16 protein-coding genes and 4 pseudogenes are annotated in these 18,911 nt (G+C 70.1%); 5 read left to right on the top strand and 15 right to left on the bottom strand.

The genetic code is table 11. The annotated features are described in order from the left end of the window. Positions 1 to 96 precede the first annotated feature (96 nt). From ACFXMF_RS38815 to ACFXMF_RS38785, 7 genes are all read right to left on the bottom strand, one after another. Entirely contained in the window at positions 97 to 1,923 is a 1,827-nt protein-coding gene (locus ACFXMF_RS38815) for a hypothetical protein (protein ID WP_379992628.1), read from the bottom strand. 491 nt (positions 1,924 to 2,414) lie between these two features. Continuing rightward, on the bottom strand, positions 2,415 to 2,933 hold the full coding sequence (locus ACFXMF_RS38810) for a DUF6262 family protein (RefSeq protein ID WP_379991696.1): 519 nt from the start codon (positions 2,931 to 2,933) through the stop codon (positions 2,415 to 2,417). Then, complete coding sequence (locus ACFXMF_RS38805; protein WP_379991697.1) at positions 2,930 to 4,252, bottom strand: tyrosine-type recombinase/integrase; 1,323 nt, start codon at positions 4,250 to 4,252, stop codon at positions 2,930 to 2,932. Before ACFXMF_RS38805 ends, ACFXMF_RS38810 begins: the two co-directional genes overlap by 4 nt. Then, positions 4,249 to 4,812: a hypothetical protein gene (locus tag ACFXMF_RS38800; protein WP_380021031.1), complete on the bottom strand. Its 564-nt coding sequence runs from the start codon at positions 4,810 to 4,812 to the stop codon at positions 4,249 to 4,251. Before ACFXMF_RS38800 ends, ACFXMF_RS38805 begins: the two co-directional genes overlap by 4 nt. Then, entirely contained in the window at positions 4,791 to 5,411 is a 621-nt protein-coding gene (locus ACFXMF_RS38795; protein ID WP_379991698.1) for a hypothetical protein, read from the bottom strand. Before ACFXMF_RS38795 ends, ACFXMF_RS38800 begins: the two co-directional genes overlap by 22 nt. Then, positions 5,408 to 6,550, bottom strand: coding sequence for a tyrosine-type recombinase/integrase (locus ACFXMF_RS38790; RefSeq protein ID WP_379991699.1), 1,143 nt, complete (start codon positions 6,548 to 6,550; stop codon positions 5,408 to 5,410). Before ACFXMF_RS38790 ends, ACFXMF_RS38795 begins: the two co-directional genes overlap by 4 nt. A 412-nt stretch (positions 6,551 to 6,962) precedes the next feature. Further along, entirely contained in the window at positions 6,963 to 7,937 is a 975-nt protein-coding gene (locus tag ACFXMF_RS38785) for an IS30 family transposase (protein ID WP_379990733.1), read from the bottom strand. A gap of 41 nt (positions 7,938 to 7,978) precedes the next feature. On the opposite strand from ACFXMF_RS38785, the pseudogene ACFXMF_RS38780 reads away from it, so the two are divergent. Continuing rightward, positions 7,979 to 8,161, top strand: a pseudogene (locus ACFXMF_RS38780) (protein-L-isoaspartate(D-aspartate) O-methyltransferase); the annotation flags it as partial. 232 nt (positions 8,162 to 8,393) lie between these two features. Here the strand turns inward: ACFXMF_RS38780 and ACFXMF_RS38775 are convergent. Genes ACFXMF_RS38775 through ACFXMF_RS38765 form a run of 3 tightly spaced genes read right to left on the bottom strand, consistent with a single transcriptional unit; the run spans position 8,394 to position 10,479 of the window. Beyond that, positions 8,394 to 8,774 carry a hypothetical protein gene (locus tag ACFXMF_RS38775; protein ID WP_379990734.1) on the bottom strand — a complete coding sequence of 127 codons (381 nt, stop codon included), beginning with the start codon at positions 8,772 to 8,774 and terminating at the stop codon, positions 8,394 to 8,396. Continuing rightward, positions 8,771 to 9,454, bottom strand: a complete 684-nt coding sequence (locus ACFXMF_RS38770; protein ID WP_379990735.1) for an ATP-binding protein — start codon at positions 9,452 to 9,454, stop codon at positions 8,771 to 8,773. The genes ACFXMF_RS38775 and ACFXMF_RS38770 overlap by 4 nt, the downstream gene beginning before the upstream one ends. Then, complete coding sequence (locus tag ACFXMF_RS38765) at positions 9,448 to 10,479, bottom strand: Mu transposase C-terminal domain-containing protein (protein WP_379990736.1); 1,032 nt, start codon at positions 10,477 to 10,479, stop codon at positions 9,448 to 9,450. The genes ACFXMF_RS38770 and ACFXMF_RS38765 overlap by 7 nt, the downstream gene beginning before the upstream one ends. Before the next feature lie 910 nt (positions 10,480 to 11,389). Between ACFXMF_RS38765 and ACFXMF_RS38760 the strand changes: the two genes are divergently transcribed. Further along, positions 11,390 to 12,160, top strand: coding sequence for a hypothetical protein (locus ACFXMF_RS38760; RefSeq protein ID WP_379990737.1), 771 nt, complete (start codon positions 11,390 to 11,392; stop codon positions 12,158 to 12,160). A gap of 229 nt (positions 12,161 to 12,389) precedes the next feature. On the opposite strand, the gene ACFXMF_RS38755 is transcribed toward ACFXMF_RS38760, so the two are convergent. Next, positions 12,390 to 12,977: a restriction endonuclease gene (locus tag ACFXMF_RS38755; RefSeq protein WP_379990739.1), complete on the bottom strand. Its 588-nt coding sequence runs from the start codon at positions 12,975 to 12,977 to the stop codon at positions 12,390 to 12,392. Positions 12,978 to 12,992: 15 nt separating this feature from the next. Next, a pseudogene (locus tag ACFXMF_RS38750) lies at positions 12,993 to 13,390 on the bottom strand (restriction endonuclease); the annotation flags it as partial. 258 nt (positions 13,391 to 13,648) lie between these two features. Between ACFXMF_RS38750 and ACFXMF_RS38745 the strand changes: the two are divergent. Next, positions 13,649 to 13,936, top strand: a complete 288-nt coding sequence (locus ACFXMF_RS38745; protein ID WP_379992568.1) for a hypothetical protein — start codon at positions 13,649 to 13,651, stop codon at positions 13,934 to 13,936. Positions 13,937 to 14,620: 684 nt separating this feature from the next. Here the strand turns inward: ACFXMF_RS38745 and ACFXMF_RS38740 are convergent. Next, positions 14,621 to 14,875, bottom strand: a complete 255-nt coding sequence (locus tag ACFXMF_RS38740; RefSeq protein WP_379992569.1) for a hypothetical protein — start codon at positions 14,873 to 14,875, stop codon at positions 14,621 to 14,623. 507 nt (positions 14,876 to 15,382) lie between these two features. Here ACFXMF_RS38740 and ACFXMF_RS38735 point away from each other — a divergent pair. Beyond that, positions 15,383 to 16,255: a class I SAM-dependent methyltransferase gene (locus ACFXMF_RS38735; protein WP_379992567.1), complete on the top strand. Its 873-nt coding sequence runs from the start codon at positions 15,383 to 15,385 to the stop codon at positions 16,253 to 16,255. A gap of 187 nt (positions 16,256 to 16,442) precedes the next feature. Here ACFXMF_RS38735 and ACFXMF_RS38730 read toward each other — a convergent pair. Continuing rightward, positions 16,443 to 17,260 (bottom strand): IS5 family transposase gene (locus ACFXMF_RS38730; protein WP_379992566.1). Its coding sequence is split into 2 segments (ribosomal slippage): positions 16,443 to 16,909 and positions 16,909 to 17,260, totalling 819 coding nucleotides; the frame shifts between segments, so codons are not numbered across the junction. 83 nt (positions 17,261 to 17,343) lie between these two features. After that, positions 17,344 to 18,194: pseudogene (locus ACFXMF_RS38725) on the bottom strand (IS5 family transposase). Between the two features lie 184 nt (positions 18,195 to 18,378). On the opposite strand from ACFXMF_RS38725, the pseudogene ACFXMF_RS38720 reads away from it, so the two are divergent. Further along, a pseudogene (locus ACFXMF_RS38720) lies at positions 18,379 to 18,911 on the top strand (hypothetical protein); the annotation flags it as partial.

Below are 18,911 nucleotides of genomic sequence, written 5' to 3'. Positions count from 1 at the left end.
GGTTGGCGCTCCTCGTCGAGGGTCGGGTCGAAGCCTCCCGTCTTCGCGGAAGCGCCGGCCGACGGGCCGTCGCGCCACCTGCGGGGGGGGTTCGGGTCAGTCGATCGTGGCGGTCAGCGGTACGGCTGGCAGGTCGCCGATGGTGATGCTTCCGTCGTCGTGGGTGCCGGGCGGTGCGTCGGGCAGGGCGTGGATGCCGATGGTGAGGATGAGCCCGTGTCGGTGGGTGGTTTCGGTGCCGGCGTACGGGTCGTAGTAGGGGTCGAAGGAGAAGACGAGGGTCCTGCCGTCGTCTTCGAGGCGGGTGTCGTGGCCTCCGGTGATGGTGTTCCGGTCGTAGTACCAGCCGTGGGAGGCGCCGCCGGTGAAGGTGAAGCCGGTGGGGGCGGTGAGGCGGTGTTCGACGGGGCCGGGGCCGGTGCCCGCGGGCCGGTTGCCCAGGGCGCGGATCTCCAGGTTGAGGAGGGTGAACTGGTCGGGGGCGGCCCGGGGCACGTTCACCTGGACGACGCGCAGGGGGGTGTCGTCGGGGTGGGTCGCCGCGACGACGGTGACGGGCAGGGTGTAGGTGTTGTTCGACAGGTCGGGGTCGCCGGCGTAGCGGATCTCCACGGTGCAGGTGTAGGTGCCGGGGGGTGTGTCGGCGGGGGCGGTGATGTGGGTGGTGGCGTCGAGGTAGCTCTGTTCGGGCCGGAGTTGTTCCCCGGTGAAGGTGAGGGTCACGTGCCGGTTGGTGGTGCCGGTGGGGCCGCGCAGGGGGTCGGCGAGGGTGAGGGCGACGGTGATGTGCTCGCGGGCCGCGGGGTGGGGGCCGTGGTTTTTGACCCGGACGCCGAGGTCGAACTCCTCGCCGGGGGTCACGGAGGCGGGGTTGACGACCTCGCCGTACAGGTCCGCCGTCGGCGGGTTCATGGTGGCCACGGACGCCACCGCGCGGATGCGGTGGTTGTTGGTGTCCGCGATGTAGAGGTTGCCCGCCCGGTCCAGGGCGACCCCGAACGGGTAGCTGAGCCGGGCCGACGTCGCGGGCCCCCCGTCGCCCCCGTACCCCGCGGTGCCGGTGCCGGCGACGGTGGTGATGACGCCGCTCGGATCGACCCTGCGGATCCGGTGGTTTTTGGAGTCGGCGATGTACAGGTTGCCGGCGTCGTCGACCGCCAGGCCCCTGGGCTCGTTGAGCGAGGCGGCGGTGGCCGGACCGCCGTCCCCCGCCATGCCGGTGCCGGCGACGGTGGTGATGACGCCGCTCGGATCGACCTTGCGCACGCGTCCGCCGAACTCCGCGATGTACACGTTTCCGCCGCCGTCCACCGCCACACCCATGGGAGTGGGGACCCAGGCGGCGGTGGCGGGTCCGCCGTCACCCGAGGGTCCGGGCTTCACGCCGCCAGCGATGGTGGTGACCACGCCCTTGGCATCCACCCGGGTGACGGAGTTGGTGCCGTACTCGGCGATATAGAGGTTGCCGTCCGCGTCCACCGCCACATCGCTCGGGCGGTTGCTCCCGGGGTTGTCGACGGTGGTGAGGACGCCCGTCGTACCCACCTTGCGGACCATATGGCTGGTCTGGTCGGCGATGTACAGGTTGCCGGCGTCGTCGACCGCCAGGCCGAGAGGGAAGTTGAGCCGGGCGGCGGTGGCCGCCCCGCCGTCGGGCGTGTACCCGGCGGTACCGTTCCCGGCGACCACGGCGATGGCACCCCCGGGGGACACCTTGTACACCCGGTGAAGAGAACTGTCGGCGACATACACGTTGCCGTCCCGATCCACCGTCAGACTGAACGGCGATTCGATCGCCGTCTTCGTGGCGGGCTTGTCGCCGAGAATGGATCCCCGCTGCCCGGTGCCCACCACCGTGGTGATGGTGCCCCGCGCGAGGCCCGCAGCCTGCGGGCCGGTTCCTGAAGTGCTCGCGTTCGCCATGCTGCTCCTTGCCGTGAGGAAGACCGGAGGTCACGGAACGACCCGGCCACCTCGGAGGTACGGACGCGAGGCGGCCGGTGGACGCCGGGGCGTGCAGATCCGCCGTCCACCGCGACGGTATACGGCAACTTGCCCTTTGGGCAGGGAAATTGACCGACATGAGGCGGATCGGCGTGCCCTCGGGACCGGTCTCGCGGCATAGGCGGGGAAGTCCTGGCGCTGCCGCTCGCGGGGGGTCGGGCGTGGATCGACGAGGCCCTGGCCTGCCCTTCAGGCCACCCTCGGCCCCTCCGGTCGGAGAAATGACACGGGGGCGTGACCGCGGGCCCGACGCGCCGCCCGCGCTCCGAGCCGACGCGGCCCCCGGGGGCGTTTCGCCGGGTCGGAGACCCCACCCGGCCCGTGCCTCCGGCTCCCACCGGCCGGAGGCACAGCCCCGTCGAACCGGCGACCGGCCCCGGGCCCTTTCTGCCCGGGGCCGGCTGTCGCGATCACGGGCCCTGATTCAAGGCCCGCGTCAGTTCCCGGTTGGCGGCGCGGGCCGCGTCGAGTTCGTCGGTGCGTTCGCCGAGTTCGTCCCGTGTCCCGGCGAGTTCCCGTTCGAGTGTCGCGATGTGCCGCTGGAGTCGGTCGACGTCGACGGGGGTGCCGAGGCCGGAGTCGGACCAGAGGGCCTCGCCCATCGTCTCGGACAGACGTTTCTCCAATCGTCGAACCCGGGTCTCCAAACGCGTGGTGCGTTCCAGCGCGTTGGCCAGGTCGGCCTGCAGCGAGGCCCGGCCGACGGCGGCCCGGCGTCCTTCGGCGTGCGGGGTGGTCGCGGCGGTGTGGACGCGCGCGAGGAGGTCGCGGTGGCGGTAGAGGAAGGCGCGGTCCACCTTCGCCGCCCGGGCGAGACCGGAGACGGTGATGTCCTCGCCCGCGCGCAGGGCGGCGTCGAGGGCCTTGAGGACGCGTTCGCGACGCCGGGCGGAGTCGGCCCGGCGGCCGTCGATCATGGCGTTGGTCATGAGCTCCTGCCGGGGCGGATGTCGGGGAGGGGCTGGGGAATGCGGGGCAGGCCGAGGGAGACCACCCGGCGGGTGCGGCGGACCACCGCGACCGCGTCCCGGATCTGCGCGCGGTCCTCGTCGGTGAGGTCGTCCAAGTCCTCCTTGAGGCGGTCCACCAGGCGCCGGACGCGGGTGATCTCCTCGTCGGAGGGCATGGCCTCGGCTCGCGCCCAGCCGTCGGCGTGGGCGAACGCGGCCAGCCGCTCGCGGTTGCGCAACAGGTCGGCCAGGTACGCCTCCAGGTCGGGCAGATAGGAAATGTCGGTGCGGAAGTGTCCGCAGCCCACGCACCGGAAGCGGACCGGGCAGTCGTGTCCGCCCGCCGCGACGTTCGAGGGCTCGGTGCACAGGCCGTAGGGCACCGACACCTCGCCCATCGCCCGGCGCGTGTGCTCGGAGTCCAGCAGCGCCTTCGCCGTGCGCCACACGCGCCGGCCGTGGCGGTCGAACTGCATCGCGGTGACCCAGTCGACGGCCTCGCGGCGGCGTTCCTGCCCGACCCGGTAGTACCGCAGGGTGGTGCTCAGTTGGCGATGGTCCATCAGTTCCCGCAGCACGTCCGGCTCGACACCGGCGTCGGCGTGCCGCTGGGCGTAGGTGTGCCGGTACGCGTACGGGAAGATCCTGCGCTTGTCGAAGGGCAGCATCCTGGTGACGCGTTCCCCGGCGACCTCGACCACGGTGGGCACGAGGATCTCGGGCAGGGAATCCACCCAGATCCGGTGTCGTGCGGTGATCCAACTGTGCGTGGCGGCCCGGGTTCCGTCGGGGTTGGCGACCGCGGAGGGGAACAGTCTCAGGGCCGTGGTCGATGTGTGCGGGAAGCGGTCGCGCACGCGTTGCCGCTGCTCCAGGATCGAGGCTGCGGTCGCCTCGGGGACGGGCAGGCGCCGGCCGTTTCGCAGCGCCTTGTGGTTGTCGTAGACCAGGACCGGTTTCCCGTCGCCGTCGCGGTCCAGGCAGGCCCAGGCCAGGCCGGAGATCTCGCCCGGTCGTCGCCCGGTGTCGATCACCATCTCGACCGCCGTGCGCAGTTGGGGACCGCCCGCCTCCAACGCGTCGAGGTGCCCGCACAGATGGCGCATCACCTCCACCGGCAGGTCGCGGCCGGCCTCGCGGTCCTGCGGATCGTCGGGGACGTCCTCCTCGCGCAGGTCGAAGTCGCCGGGCAGACCGTGCAGGATGCGGCCGGGCAGGGCGAGCCCGAGGGTTCGCATCCGGTTGAGCAGGCGCCGCGCGTCGCGCACGTCCTCCACGCGACGATTCGCCGAGATCACCCCCCCCCCCGCTCCTCCAGTCGGCGCAGCCGCAGCAGGAAGGTCACCACGTCGGCGCGACCCAAAAGCCGCGGATCCGCGCCGTCGTCGTCGCGGTGCAGGCGCAGGCTCTCGGACAGGCGGGCCACGGCGTTGATCTGCTGCTGCATTGGGGCCCGGGAGTTCTTGCCCCGCCGCCGCGGCGCGTTGTCCAGGGCCCAGTTCTTCGTGGCCTGGCGCAGCCACGGCTGAGTGATCGCGTCGAAGCGGCGCTCGCCGTTGAGGCCGAACGCGACGCCGTCCCAGACGTCCTTGTGTCGCTCGGTCTCCGGGGACATGCGGAATCGGCCCACGTGTTTGAGCAGGCCCTTGGCCAGTCGCCGGTGCCCGGTGTCCAGGGAGTCGAGGTCGAGGTCGGCGAGCGAGCCGACTCGCTGGGCCCGGACCAGGTCACAGAGCGTACGAAGCTGGTGGTCCCGGTGTTTGAGGCCCGCCGCGACGCGTTGCTGCATCCCGTACAGGACCTCGGCGACGACCGGATCGGGCAGGCCCCGCAGGCTCACCACGCCGGACTGGGCCACCGACGCGGCGGTCGCCTCCCACGTCCGCTCGTCCGCCGCCCCGCCCCGCCCCGCCGCAGGTCCGCGGCCCGGCGCTGGGTGTGCACGGCGCAGTACCGTCCCCGCCCGTCGCGATCCCTGGGGCACGCGGCCACGTGGCAGGGGCCGAAGCGCGGCAGCGGCCGCACCTGCGGAAGCCGGACGAACTCCTCCACCGGCACCCCTGCCTTCGCCCGCTGCCCGTCGTGCACGGCGCACAACCGCTTGAGGGAGGTCTTCCACGGACGGCCGCAGTCGGGGACCCGGCACGGCGAGACCCCGACCCCCTTCCAGTGCCGCTTGGTCGTCGCTACGAACTCCTCGAAGCCCCGGCCCTCGCGCTCCATGCGCCGTGAGCACCCGCCGCACAACCTCGGGTGCCCGCCGTCGTAGACCTGCTGGTCACAACCCTCGACCGCGCACGCGTCGGCACCGAGCAACGGGTCACCGGTCGGGAAGACCAGAACCCGCGCCGTCGGATCGAAGCCCATGAGCGTGCGGAACTCCCGTGTCACCGCCCCCATCAGCGCGGCGGTGAGGTCCTCGGCCCCGCCCCGCGGCAGGGCGAGCGGGGAGGTCACAGCCGGCCCTCCTCGACGCGGACACGCGGGGAGGACACGCGCTCGACCGCGTCCCGCAACCGGGACGCCTTCGGATGCAGGTAGGGACGCGCGGAGGCCGGATGGTCGTGCCCGAGCAGGGCCTGAACCTCGTCCAGCGAACCACCCGCGTCCACGACATTGCTGGCCATCGCGTGCCGACACATCCGCGAGGTCACACGCCGCACGAGCCCGGCCCGCCTCGACAACGACTCGACGATCTCGCCGATCGCCTCCGGCGTGACGGGCGAACCGTAGGGCGGCCGGGCGAGGTTGACCAGGACGAAGTCGCTGCCGCCCGCCCCGAGTACCTCGTGGCGCTCCAGCGCGTACTGGTCGTAGGCCCGCACCACCAGGAAATCCACCGGCAACGCGTGCGACCTTTTCGACTTCGACCACGCGCCGTTCTCGTTCTGCCGCCGCACGACGTGAACGTGCGCACCCTCGACCGCGCAGCCCAAGGAGCGCGAGTCCGTCAACAGATGCAGATCGCACCGTCGCAGCCCCGCGACCTGCCCCCGACGCAGCCCCACCCGGGCCAACAGCAACACGATCAGGCGATCACGGGCCGAGCGACAGGCCGCGAACATCGCCACGACCTCCTCGTCCGTGGCCCGATCGACACCGCTCTCCTCCTCCCGGAGCCGGTGACGGGTACCCAGGCGATACCGCAACCCGCCGTCCTCACCCTGAGCCTCGAACGGCAGGTCCCGGCTGTCGCCCACCTCGTAGATCTCGTCGAGAACCGAGCCCGGCACCGACTTCTCCACCACGGCGTGGACCAGGAACCCGCGCACCGCCGCAAGCACCGCGTTGATACGAGCATTGCCACGCACCGACTCGGAACCCGGGCCCGAGACGACCACCCGGCCCCGTTCCCCGTTGCCCGGCGTCCACTTCAGCCACAGGATGAACAGCCCCATGTCCCGGGCTGCGGTCCGCCAGTCCCGCCCGGTGCCGGCGCACCAACGCAGGAACAACGCGACCCCACCCGCGTGGGCCTTCGTCGTCGACTCCGCCCGATCACGGGCAAGTCGCAACTCCCGCAGGAAACGATCCGCTTCCCGCACGACCACCAGATCGTCGTCCACCACCGTCCAGTAACGGGTACCCGAAGGCATCCGCACAGGGAAAGCACGCATCTCCACCTCTGCTCCACGAGTCGACCTGCATCGATCCACCGCAGAGCCACAACCCCCAGAGAACCGCCGCAGCACGCCCAACGAACAGACGCACTGCGACGTCACGCCACGGGCGGGGAACCCCCAGAGAAGGTGGCGGCTGGGGTCAGCTCCGTCATGCCCGCGTAACGTCGCGTCGTCCAGGTCGTCCACCTGCCCGCGACCGACCTCGCGGGCGTGGAAGGCCCGTCGATGAACGATCCCGTCTCCCCCGGATGGCTATGACGTCTTGAGTTGGCCCCGGTGGGACGCCCTGGGTTCTGAAGGTGGTTGCAACACCTGACCCTGCGGGGTGCTGCGATGGCCAAGCCGCGGCGAACGGCGGTTTCCAGCAATCGTTGCAACACGGTGGTCATTCCAGTGTTGCGACGAGCTTGGCGAAGAGGTTCGCGGGGGTGTTCCAGCCGAGGGTCTTGCGGGGGCGGCTGTCGAGTTCGGCGGCGACGAAGGCGAGGTCCCCGGCGCCGAGGAGGGACAGGTCGGTGCTCTTGGGGAAGTACCGGCGGAGCGGGCCGTTCGTGTTCTCCTTCGAGCCGCGTTGCCAGGGGCCGGCGGGTTCGCAGAAGTGGACGGGGACGCCGGTGGAGCGGGTGAACTCGTCGTGTCGGCTCGTCTCGCTGCCTTGATCCCGGGTCACCGAGCGGGCCGGTTCGGCGGGGAGGTCGCCGAGGGCGTGGACGAGCGCGTCGCGGACCTGCTCGGCGCCCCGGCCGCCGGGCGGGTGGAGGCGTTCGACGTAGCGGGTGGATCGGTCGACCAGGGTGCCGATCGCGGACCGGTTGCCCTTGCCGACGATCGGGTCGGCCGGTGCGCGGGACGCCGGGGGTGCGCTCCAAGCCGCCGTGGTGCGGCAGATATGTGGCGGAGCGTTGGTGTGGTGGGGCGGGTTGATGGCTCGTCTGCGGGTTTGTGTGTTGGTTGAGAATCCAGCGGGTGGGTTGGTGGTTTCGGGTTGTGGTGGTGGTGGGGGCTTCGCGGGGTCGGCCCGGTGGTGGTGGTCTGGGGTTTCGTAGTTTCGTGAGAACGGTCTCGGTTTTCTCGTTGATGTATTGATGCGTCGTGTTGTAGCTGCGGTTGCTGTGGGTTTCGGGGTGGGTGACCACGGGGCCTGATCGGCCCGGTTGGTCTGGCCGGTTGGTCTGGTGTTTTGCGGGGTTCGGCGTGTGAGTGTGTGTCGTGGTGGCGGTGGTTGGTCGTCGTCGGGTTGATGTGTCGTGTGGGTGTTTGTGTGCTGATCGGGGCATGAGTGACCGTGATCGTTTCGACTGTCACAGGCGTGACCATCGACTGATGTCGGGTGCCTGACACGAGCTGGTTGTTCTGTCACGGTGAGCTCGGCCTGACCGGCCGGCCGGCGACCCGTTCGATCGCGTGCACGTCACCTGCGGCATCCGGAACGTACCCGCCGCCTGGATCGAACAGGCCCGCCCCGGCGCCCGGATCGTCATGCCCTGGGGCGGACACTACGCCCCCAGCCACGACCTGCTCCTGACCTTGACCGTCGCCGACGACCACACCGCGACCGGACGCTTCGAGGACGGCCTGTTGTGATTTCGCGGTGGTGGTTGGTGTGCGGCTGCCCGCTGTGACCTGGGGTGTTGCAGGTTGGTTGAGAACGTTTCGTGGCCGTCCGGGTGTGGGCTGTGGGGGCCCTGGCCTGGGGGTGTCGCAGGTTGGTTGAGAAAGCCCGGGCATGTTTCACATAGCGCCGTGCGTCTAAAGGACCGGTCCGTGTTTGTGCTGGTCACGGGGTTTTGCATGGCTGCAGGGCCCCGGGGTGTGTCTATCGCCGGGGTGTGTGGGCCCCGGTGGTGGTGTCGGGGTGGTGTCGGGTTTCGGCGAGGTGGTCGAGGCGGATCCGGTCGAGGCTGGTTTTGGTGATGCGTTCGGTGCCGTCCAGGACGGCGGTGATCGCGGCTTGGCGGATGAGGCGGGTGAGGCTGCCGATGCGTCCGGCGGTGCGCCGGTGGAGATAGGGCGCGAGGCGGGGGAGTGTCCCGGCGCGGTGTGCGTCCAGGTCGAGGGCGGTCTCCACTCCGGTGATCAACTCTTTGAACGGTTCGCGTTTCCCGAGCCGTGCGGGGAACGTCCCGCACTCGACCAACGAGGCCCGTCCGGCGAGTTGTGCCCCGCGTGCACCCGCGAACAAGGGTGTGGCGGTCACGTCGATGCCCGTGTACACGAACGTCGTCCGGATGCGTTCGGTGAGGTCTCTTCGACAGGTCCGCGGTCTCGGCGCCGGTGGTGGTGCGTGGGTTGAGGCGGCGGGTTCTCGTCGATGAGGACCGGGCGGACGCCGGCCCGTTCGTACGTGTGGCAGACGGCCTCGGTGATCTGTGCCTGCGTCATCCGGGTGCCGGCGGGGACGCCGAGATAGCGGGCGAACTCGGCGGCGAGGGCGTTGGCGGTCGCGCCGGGCGGCACGAGGACGTACGTCACCGGGACCCGGCCCTCCGCTCTCCCGCTGTGTCGGGCGGCCTCCGCGAGGTGGCACGTGCGTCCGACATGGAGCACAGCGGTGGTCTTCCCTGCCCCGGCGGGGCCGGTGACGATCAACGCCGGTCGGGCGGTGGTCCGTTGGTGGCGGCCCAGGATCATCAGCGTGCGCACGTTCGTGGCGAGGGTGTCGATGGCCGGGGTGCGGACCGTCACGAACGCGGAGTGATAGGCCGGACGTTCTTCCCGACTGCGCGGCGGTGTGCCGGGCTCGGGTGGCCTCGGGAGCGGTGCGGTCGCGAAGTCCTGCCGGCCCTGCCAGGTGGTCACCGGCCGGGACCGTGCCGTCGTGTCCGCAGGGATGTGTGCCCACGTGTCGTCGCCCGATTGCGCACCAGGGGTCACCATTTCAGGGCCTCCTCGTGTGCGTCGTAGATCCCGTACCCCGTGTACGGCGGTGCGGGGGAGTCGGGGTCGGTTTCGTCGGTGTCCGACCCCGGCAGCGGTGACTCGTCGAGTTCGTCGAGTTCGTCGAGTTCGTCGAGGCTGTCCTCGTCTGTTCCGGGGACGGTGTTGCCGAGGTCCTGTTCCCATTCCTCGCGCACCGAGCGTGCCGGTGGGGGAGTCCGGGTGGGCGTGCTGCGGGCCAGGAGTCGCTGTTCGGCACGGGTGGCGCGTCCGCTGTGGGCGCGGCGCATGAGACGGTCGAGGGCGTCGGCGAGGTCGGCCTCGTACCGGTCGCGGTCCGCGTGGTGGGCGGTGGCCGTTTTGACGTACCGCCAGGTGCGTTCGTCGAACGGATGGTGGGCGTGGTCGCGGTGGATCCACGGGATCTCCGTCAACTCGCCGTCGGGCAGGCGGATCCACACCCGACGGCCGTCGTGGGGGTTGTGGTGGACCTCCCACTTCCCGCCCCGGGTGGCGATGCCGGAGGACTGACCCCGGTACGGGCCCAGGACCTCGTGGTCGTACGTGCGGTGGTCGATGCGGATCCCGCGTTCGCCGACCGTCTGCCACCGCACCGGCAGCAACTCGAGGTAGTCCTTGCCGCTCAGCGGTACCGGCACGTACCCGCAGGTCGCGACCAGCGCGGCCCACATCTGGTTCGGCGTCGACGCGACCCTCGACATCACCGGATGCCGCAGCCCCTCGTGCGGGCGCTGGTGCCAGTGCACGAGCCACTCGTCGAGCAGGTCCTGCAACCGGGCGACACTGAAGCACGCCTCACGTTCGACATCACTGCCACGCCGGGTGACGTCGGAGCCGGTGTATCCCGGAAGGTGTTGGCAGAACAGAGAGTTGATCGATCCGAAGGTGCGCTCCACGATGCCCTTGGCCGTCGGCGCGAACGGCGGAGCCGACTGGACACTGATTCCCAACGTCTCACAGGCCGCGGTGAACGCCCCCGACAGGAAGACCTTCCCCCGGTCCACGACGATCGTCTCCGGTACCACGACCGGCCGCGCGGCAGCGCCCTCGAGGCGTTCGCCGGCGACATCAGCCGATCGCGCGAAAGCAGCCGGGCGGGGGAGAAGCGCGGCGCGTCGGGCCAGGTGGGCCGGGCGGGATGGGGGACGGCCATCTCCGCGAGCAACAGCGCCGCGTCCACGGCCCTGGTCCCGCCCGGGCACAGCACCGCCGCCGGGACGGCCCGGGTGGCGACGTCGACGGCGATGGTGAGTTCGGGCCGCCCCACCGTGCCGCCCTCGAACAGGGCCGGGACGTCGAGCCGGGTCGTGTCGATCTGCACCTGTTCCCCGGGCCGCAGCGCCACCGTCGGGGTCAACCCCCGACCGTCCTCGGTGATCGGGGGATTGCGGACGGGCCGTCCCGGATGGTCGGCGGGCCGGGCGAGTCGATCGACGAGCCGATAGAACGTGGCCTGCGACGGCATCGGCACCGCATCACCGTGCCGATCCTTCAGGATTTGCGCGACCAACGGCATCACGCCCCTGACGGTCCCCTTGGAACGCCCCGCTGCCGAGCACCACGTCCATGATCGCGGCCACCATCCGCTCGTCGGTCCGTCCCACCCCGCCGGTAGTCGTGTCGTGCGGTGGTCGACCAAGCCCCACGGGCCCTGCCGCCGATATCGGCCGAGCGTGTGCTGCACCGTCGTCCGCGACACCCGCCCGAAACCCGGCGCCGTCGACTCCTCGGCCTTGGCACGCTCCCGCTCGGCCTGCGTCCACCGCGCCGGGCCCGAGATACCGACGAGAACCGGACCCGGAACGCCGCCGCGTCATCCACGTTCGGGCCACCCACCGTGACGTTGAGTCCGGTCGCACCCCGGGAGCGACAGGCGTCATCCCCGGTGACGGTGCGTCAGGGATGGCCGGCAGGATGCCCGATGTACGCATCTGGATGGTCGATGTCGGTAGAGAGGACGAAATGACGGGGACGAGCGAGCCCTCAAGTGAGTTGTGCCGCCACTGCGGTGAGCCCATCACCTCCTTCGAAAATCGCTGGAGTCACGGGTTCGGCGGCTGGGGGACCGTGGGATGCAGCGCGTACAGCTTCACCCTGCGCGGAAAGTGGGACGCCCGGCTGACCAAGTCCGAAAAGGCGCAGCCGCGAACCAGGGCTCAGCGGATCGGGCGCGAGGAGTTCCCCGCGTGGCCGGCGCTGCAACATGCACGGCGGGAAGCCGAGAGGAAGGAACGCGCGGAGGCCGAACTCGCGGCGACTCGGTTCTCCCCCGGCCTGGCCAGGGCTGTCAAGGCGGCGGAGAAGGTCGTCGCGGATCCGGGAAGTTCGACCTTCCGCTCCCTGGAGCGGTGCCGTCAGACCGTGTGTGTGGCCATGGAGCAGCAGGCTCGCCGTACACTCGTGGACCGCCGCGGCGGCGACCATGGGCCGTCGACGTTCTACGCGGTCGCGGACGACGAACTGAACCGTCTGCTGCGTCTCACTCAGGACCTGTTCAGAGCGCTGCGCGCTGCGGAGGAACTCCTGCCTCCCTCGGAGGCCCTGAAGGCGGCGACGAGCCGCTACAGTGCCCGCGTCGATCAGATCGCCACGACCCGCCACAGTTCGTTGCCGCACCACGGTGATGGAGCGTATGTGGAACGCGAAGCCCTGGAGACCGCCCGCGTGCGCGTAGAGAACCCGTAGCAGCGGGCGAAGCCGGTGACGCTGCTGTAAGGGACTTCACTCGGCCGATCGCATCTTGAACCGGTGGCGCCCTCGATCTTTCGGAAGAGCGCCGAGGCTTCGAGGTGCGGCCCCGACGGCCTCCCGCGCGGGGCTGACGTTCGGCTCGGCGCGAGTCGCAGGCGTCTCGCGCCCCGGCTCTCGGCCGTCTTGACGCTCGTACGTCCGGGAGGATGCGCGACCCCTGTTTTCACCCTTCGGCGGGATGCGAGCGATCGAGCCACGCCCGGACATCGTCGGGTGTGGTCATGCCACGGGAGCGCAGGAGATCGACGATGTCGTCACCGCAGATCAGCACGAGGGGCTGGGCGGCGGCGCGGGCTTCGGCGTACGCGTTCTTGTCGAGTTGGGAGGTGGTCACCAGGACGGCGAACGCCGTTTGGTGAAGGCGGGCGAGGAGGCGATGCACGGCAGCCGCCCTGACGGCCCTGCCGCCGTTGTCGGCCACGAACGCGAACCTCATCGGTGTTCGACGCATCTCCGGGCCGACGAAGTAGCGTCCGGTCGACTCGGATCGACCGTTGCGCATGGTGACATCGAGAGAGTGCGGGTCGACATTGCTGTCGATCGCCGCCCATATCTCCAAGGCCCATCGTTCGAATCGATACGGATCACCGCGAAAATGTTCTCCGACGGCGTCCAGGAGCGCCGTGCTCGCGGGGTCGGTGGCATGGCGGTGTTCCCGCAGGTCACGCGGGCCTCGCACAGGGGTGGGTACCAGGGGACGGCGTCGACCGGTCTCGATCCATTCACGCCATGCGCTTGGGGCGTCGGCCATCCCGGCGGTGCCGGCGTAAAGGCCATCGAGCCAGGTACGGGGAACCACAGGGACATCGAGAACGGTGAACGTCGCCTCGTAGTTCACGAACGATCCGGTCGGCGTGGAGACGGTACGGTGCCGCAACGGCGCGGCACGCTGCGGAGCGAGGAGCGAATCCGTCCCGGGAGCGAGGAGCCCCCGAAACCGTACATCCCGTCCGACCCCCGTTCTCTGGAACAAAGGAAGGGCGGGATCCGGGAATGCCGACCGGCTTCGAGGTCGGCGAAGACCGTTCGCGGCAGAGCGTTGCCACCCAGAGGGGTATCGTGCAGATCCCTCCCAGGAGTTCTGTTGTCCCCGTGATAGACGCAGATTCCCGTGCGGTCGTCGACGTCGTCGGGCCAGTCGGCCTCCTTTCCGGTACTGCACAAGGCGACGTATGCCAACGTGCCGTCGCCGTAGGCGACCTTCCGTGGACGGAAGGTCGCCTACGTTGGCGGTCCCGACCAACTCGTATATGGGCTCCTCGGACACCGTTCCTCTGGGATCCCCCAGATAGATCGTGCCCACTGAAAGATCGACCGCGCTCAGATCCGAACCGGACTGCGCCGCAACGTTGTTGATCACAGCGAGATGCTACGACCGGCAACCACACGTGGGAGGCCGATCACGTCCAGGCGCCGCTGCGGGTGACCGCCGACGGCGATCTCGTCCATCCATATGTCACCTGGTTCATGGACTGCGCGACCAAGGCGGTCACCGGCGTAGCCGTCACCCCCGGCCACCCCAGGCGCGCCTGGGTCCCGGCCGCGTTGCCCTCCGCGATCGTGCGCACCGACCGCTACGGCCCGTTGGGAGGCATGCCCGAACACGTGCGCTTCGACCGCGGCAGCAACTTCCTCTCCCGGACCGTGACCACCGCGCTCACCGCCCCGGACGCCGACGTCACCGTGCTGCCGCCCTACAGCCCCACCTGAAAGGCGGCATCGAGAACCTCAACTGCTGCGTGGAGCGGATACTGTTCGCCGCACTGCCCGGCCACACCCCCAAACAACCCCACCGACGACCCGACCGCGTCCCCGCCGGCCCGGTGCTGTCCTTGCGCGACCTCACCGCCGATCTGCCGGCTAGGGCGCACCGGTGGAACACCGAGCACCACCCGGTCTCGAGGGCCTCACCCCGCTCGAGGCCCGGCAAGCCGACCCGACCCCGCTCGACGACATCCCGGCCCCGGCCTTCGTCTACGCCGCCACGGTCTCGAGGTGTCGACGCAAGCCCGGGACCAGCGTTTGCGGGGCTCGATGCGGCACATCTAGGATTATGGTCGAGGCGAGACAGCCTGCCGTGAGACGGGAGACGACGCCGTGCCGGAAGCCACCGACACCGACACCCACGCCCATCCGCCCCGCGGAACCGTCGACGCCCGACAGGACGGTGCCCGTGAGCGTCTGGTGTGGATGGACACCGGTGTGTGGCGACGGGCCCGCGCCCGCGCGGCCGACGACGCCCTGGACCTCACCCCGGTGCTCGAGGCCCTCCTGGACGCCTTCGCCGACGGCCGTGTGACGGCGACCCCGCCCGCGGGCTGCTCCCTCGGCCCCACCCGCGACGGCACCCCCCGCAGGGGTTGCCGCACGGGCCCGCTGTCGCACCACGTGTGGTCACGCGCCGACCACCGGCGCGCGGCGGCGGGCGTGAAGTCCATGCCCGTCCTGTGCGAACTGCGCATGCCGGCTCGACGCCGGGACGGCCGCCTCGGCCAAGGCCCGCAGTCCCGCGTCACGAAACCGTCCGCTCCAGGTTTGTCGGTGCGGATCGGTCGCGGGATGGCGATCCGCAGCGACCGGCCAGTCGAGCGCGTGTAACAGGCGTAGGGGCAGCCCTCGTCGGGCCGCCTCGTCGGCCGCCCAGACCACGGCGAGCCGGCTGGCGTCGGTGTGTTCGACTCCGGCGATGATCGGAACGGGTCCCGCGTGCGCGCCCACGATGCCTCCTCCTTCCGGGCCGGACACACGTCGGCCTCCGGTCGTGTCGATGACGGTGAAGCTTCACGCCGATCCGGCCGGACGCACGTGCGTTCCCGTGACGGTTCCGCTCGGAACCGCCGTGCCGCCTGCGGCCGGCCGGAGTGTCATTGCCACGGGCGCCGGCGAGGGGTCGGGGCTCCAGGAGGCCCGTATCCCACCCGCAGCACCATCCGGACGTGGCCGGGGCCGGTCCTCGGGTTGCGCAGGGTCGCACGGGTCGCCGACGCCGTGCGCAGACGCCGACCGCCACACCTTCGCAAATCGCGGAACCTCAGGCATCGGAGGCAACAGCGGTCCCGCGGCGGTACTTTCGTTACCGAATCGCCGCCCGCAGGATCTTCATAAAGTAATTGTTTTGTGATATTTTCGTAGAAATTGCCAGTACTGTCCATTCGCATGAGCACTATCGGACAGCCGAGCCGGACGGCCCTCATGGCGGCGGCCGCACGTGCGGCACACCTCCTCGTCGACAGCAGCCCGCCGATCTTCGCCGACACGTTGGCGCGGTGTTTCCTGGGGCCCGGCGCGGACGAACTTCTCGGCTACCACCGTTCCTTCGGCGACCACCCCATTCTGGCCGGAGCACGGACCAGCGCCGTCACCCGCAGCCGATACACCGAAGACCGGCTGGCCGCGCTGGTCCGCCGAGGCGTCGACCAGTACGTGATCCTCGGGGCGGGGCTGGACTCCTTCGCCTACCGCTCGCCATTGGCCGCACAGGTCCGCGTCTTCGAGGTCGACCAGCCCGCGACCCAGGAGTGGAAACGGGACCTGCTGGCCGAGACGGGGACCAAGGTGTCACCGTCCACCGCCTTCGTCCCGGTCGACTTCGAGCAGGACTCCGTCCGCTCGCTGGTCCCCCTCCTCACCCGGGCGGGCTTCGATGCCGGCAGACCCGCACTGGTCGGCTGGCTTGGGGTGACCATGTACCTCACCCCGGATGCGATCGGGCAGACCCTGGAAGCCGTCGGCACCCTCGCTCCCGGCACCGAACTCGTCGTAGAACACCTCCTCCCGCACGACCTGCGCGACGAACTCGGCCGGGCATACGCGGAGTCGGTCATGGCCGCCGCGGCTGAACAGGGCGAACCCTGGCGGACGTTCCTCAGCGCCCTGCAGATGGACACTCTCCTACGCGAACACCGGCTCCAGCCCGTCGAGTCCGTCGACCAACGCGACGCAATCGATTCGGCGGGCTGGGAACGCACCGACCCGCTGCGCCCATTCGCCCTGTCCATGCTTGCCCGCGCCCGGGTGCCCACCCGTTGAAGAGGCCCCGGCCCGGCGACGCGACGCACTCCCGGCCCACCTTCAGCCGTTCCGACCCGCCGCGCACGCCGGCGTGTCCGGGCCCAGCGCTTGGGCGACCGCCGGAGCGCCGTCGGCGGCCCATCGTCAGCCATGCAGGCGGAGGACGAGAAGGGCATTGTCAGGTTGGGTGTGGGCCTTAGAGGTCCTAACAAAGGCGTTTCACGTGTCGGTGGGTGATGAGGCAGACGGCGAGGCCGAGGAAGGCTTCGTGGATGTCGTCGCGTCGTTCCCAGCGGATGCGAAGGCGACGGAAGCCGTGCAGCCACGAAATGGTACGTTCCACGACCCAGCGCACGCGTCCGAGGCCGGATCCGTGGGGTTGTCCCCGTCGAGCGATCACGGGTTTGGTGCCTCGCGCCCACACGAGGCGGCGGTATTTGTTGTGGTCGTAGCCGCGGTCACCGTAGAGAGAGTCGGGTCGTCGGCGAGGCCGTCCCACCCGTCCGCGGACGTTGGGAACCTTCGCGAGCAAAGGCACGACCTGGGTGACGTCGTTGCGGTTTCCGCCGGTCAGGGACACCGCGAGCGGGATTCCCCGTCCCTCGACCAGGACGTGGTGCTTACTGCCCGGTCGCGCGCGATCGACCGGGCTCGGACCGCTTTTGGGCCCCTTCGAGCGGCCCGGACGTGGCTGGAGTCGATCACCGCCCGCGACCAGTCGAGCTGTTTGGCCGCGTGCAGTCTCGCGAGCAGGATCGCGTGCAGTCGGTCCCACACGCCGGCCTCGTTCCAGGCCGCGAGACGACGCCAACACGTCATCCCCGACCCGAACCCCAACTCCTGCGGCAGGAACTCCCACTGGATTCCCGTGTGCAGGACGAACAGGATCCCACACAAAGCCCGCTGATCCGGCACACGAGGCCTACCCGGCACCGCCTTCGGCGCCGGCTCGGGCAGCAACGGCTCGATCAGGGACCACAGTTCGTCCGAAACCACCCACGGACGCGACTCACCTCTGCGCACACCACGCACAACGACCGAACAAGCCGATAGTCACACCAGACTCATTATTTGTTAGGACTTCTAAGAGGGCATCTGATCAGCGTTCAGGCCGAGATAGTATGTAAGTCCGTTTCCATTCGCCAGGAAAGCGTGGATTCTCCGGTTAGAGCGCGGCTCATTTTGTTAGCCATGGCCAGTGGATCATTGCCCCGGATCGTTGGGGCAAGGTTTCGTAGTCCCGTGCAAGGCGCCGGTGTTGCATGAGCCAGCCGAACGTCCGCTCGACCACCCAGCGCTTCGGCAGTGGTTGGAACCCGCGGGAAGAGGGGCGTTTGACGACCTCCATGTCGATGCCCAGGCCGGCTCCGTGGTCGACCGTGGCGTTGTTGTAGCCGCCGTCGACCCAGACCTTGGCCACGTCGGGATGTGCCGCGGCGACCTGGTCGAGGACCTGCCGACCGCCTGCCGAATCCTGCACCGACGCCGCGGTCACCAACACGGCGAGGAGAAGGCCGAGCGTGTCGGTCGCCACGTGGCGTTTGCGGCCTTTGATCTTCTTGGCGGCATCGATGCCCTGGGTTGCCTCGGCCACGTTGCAGGAGGTCTTCACGCTCTGGGCGTCCATGACGGCCGCGGTCGCGGCGACCCTGCGTCCCAGCGACCGACGGGTCCGGTCGCGCAGCAGGTCGTGGACCCGTTGCGTGGTGCCGTCGCTCTCCCATTTCGCGAAGTAGTCGTACACGGTCTTGTACGGCGGGAAGTCGTGTGGCAGGTACTCCCACGGGATGCCGGTGCGGTTGACGTAGAGGATCGCGTTCACGATCTCCCGCAGGTCGTGTACTCGGGCCTGCGTGCCCGGCCCGGTTCGCCGGGCACGCCAGGCTGTGAAGATCGGTTCGATCAGGGCCCAGCGGGCATCGGATACGTCGCTGCGATAGGAACGTCGAGGAGTCATGAGTCCTGCAACGACCCACCGCCATCACGGTCACACCGACCGGATCAAATCGCCATCAACGTAGATCAGATGCTTTCTAAGCCGGACCAGCCGTTGGACAAGGGCGACCCGCCCCCGGCAACGGGGACGGCCGCGTTCCCAAGTCCGAGGACCCCAAGGGAAAGCACCAGAAGGACCGGCAGGAGTGAACGCCGGCCCCGGCGACATCGCCGACCATCGCCGCCGCGCGCTCGCGGTGATGGACACCGGCAAGGCGTGGCCGGAGGACTCCCCGTGGCTGCGTGACGCGGTCGAGGACCTGCCTCGCGACGCGTTCGCGCCCGACACCGTGTGGACCTGGGACGGCCACGCCTGGCAGCCCATTTCCCGCGCCCGCGACCCGCAGGCGTGGGCCCGACTCGTCCACGCGGGCCCTGACGACGCGACGATCACCGAGATCACCGACGGCGTCCCGTCCTCGTCCCTGTCCTGCACGTCGATCGTCGTCGACATGCTCGACTCCCTCGACCTCGAACCCGGCCACCGGGTCCTGGAGTTGGGCACGGGCACCGGCTGGAACGCCGCCCTGATCGCCCACCGCTCCGACCCCACCGACACCGCCAGGCCGACCTCGCCGGTGTGCTGGGCGTCGAGTTCGTCGGCCGGCTCACCGAGCCGACCCCGGCCCCGCACCTCACTCCCTCCCCATAAGCCGGGTCCCCGCGTACAGCCCCCGGC

It is taken from the genome of Embleya sp. NPDC059213, from assembly GCF_042754445.1.
GTDB lineage: Bacteria > Actinomycetota > Actinomycetes > Streptomycetales > Streptomycetaceae > Embleya.
Note: the sequence above shows the minus strand (reverse complement) of the source record. Positions and strands in the feature narration are given on the sequence as shown.

What these genes read in the sequence shown, in the direction of transcription:
- ACFXMF_RS38760 (WP_379990737.1), top strand. Translation starts at nt 11,390, where the DNA reads ATGCCCGATGTACGCATCTGGATGGTCGATGTCGGTAGAGAGGACGAA.
- ACFXMF_RS38790 (WP_379991699.1), bottom strand. Translation starts at nt 6,550, where the DNA reads ATGCCTTCGGGTACCCGTTACTGGACGGTGGTGGACGACGATCTGGTG.
- ACFXMF_RS38810 (WP_379991696.1), bottom strand. Translation starts at nt 2,933, where the DNA reads ATGACCAACGCCATGATCGACGGCCGCCGGGCCGACTCCGCCCGGCGT.
- ACFXMF_RS38815 (WP_379992628.1), bottom strand. Translation starts at nt 1,923, where the DNA reads ATGGCGAACGCGAGCACTTCAGGAACCGGCCCGCAGGCTGCGGGCCTC.
- ACFXMF_RS38735 (WP_379992567.1), top strand. Translation starts at nt 15,383, where the DNA reads ATGAGCACTATCGGACAGCCGAGCCGGACGGCCCTCATGGCGGCGGCC.
- ACFXMF_RS38770 (WP_379990735.1), bottom strand. Translation starts at nt 9,454, where the DNA reads ATGGTGACCCCTGGTGCGCAATCGGGCGACGACACGTGGGCACACATC.
- ACFXMF_RS38755 (WP_379990739.1), bottom strand. Translation starts at nt 12,977, where the DNA reads ATGGCCGACGCCCCAAGCGCATGGCGTGAATGGATCGAGACCGGTCGA.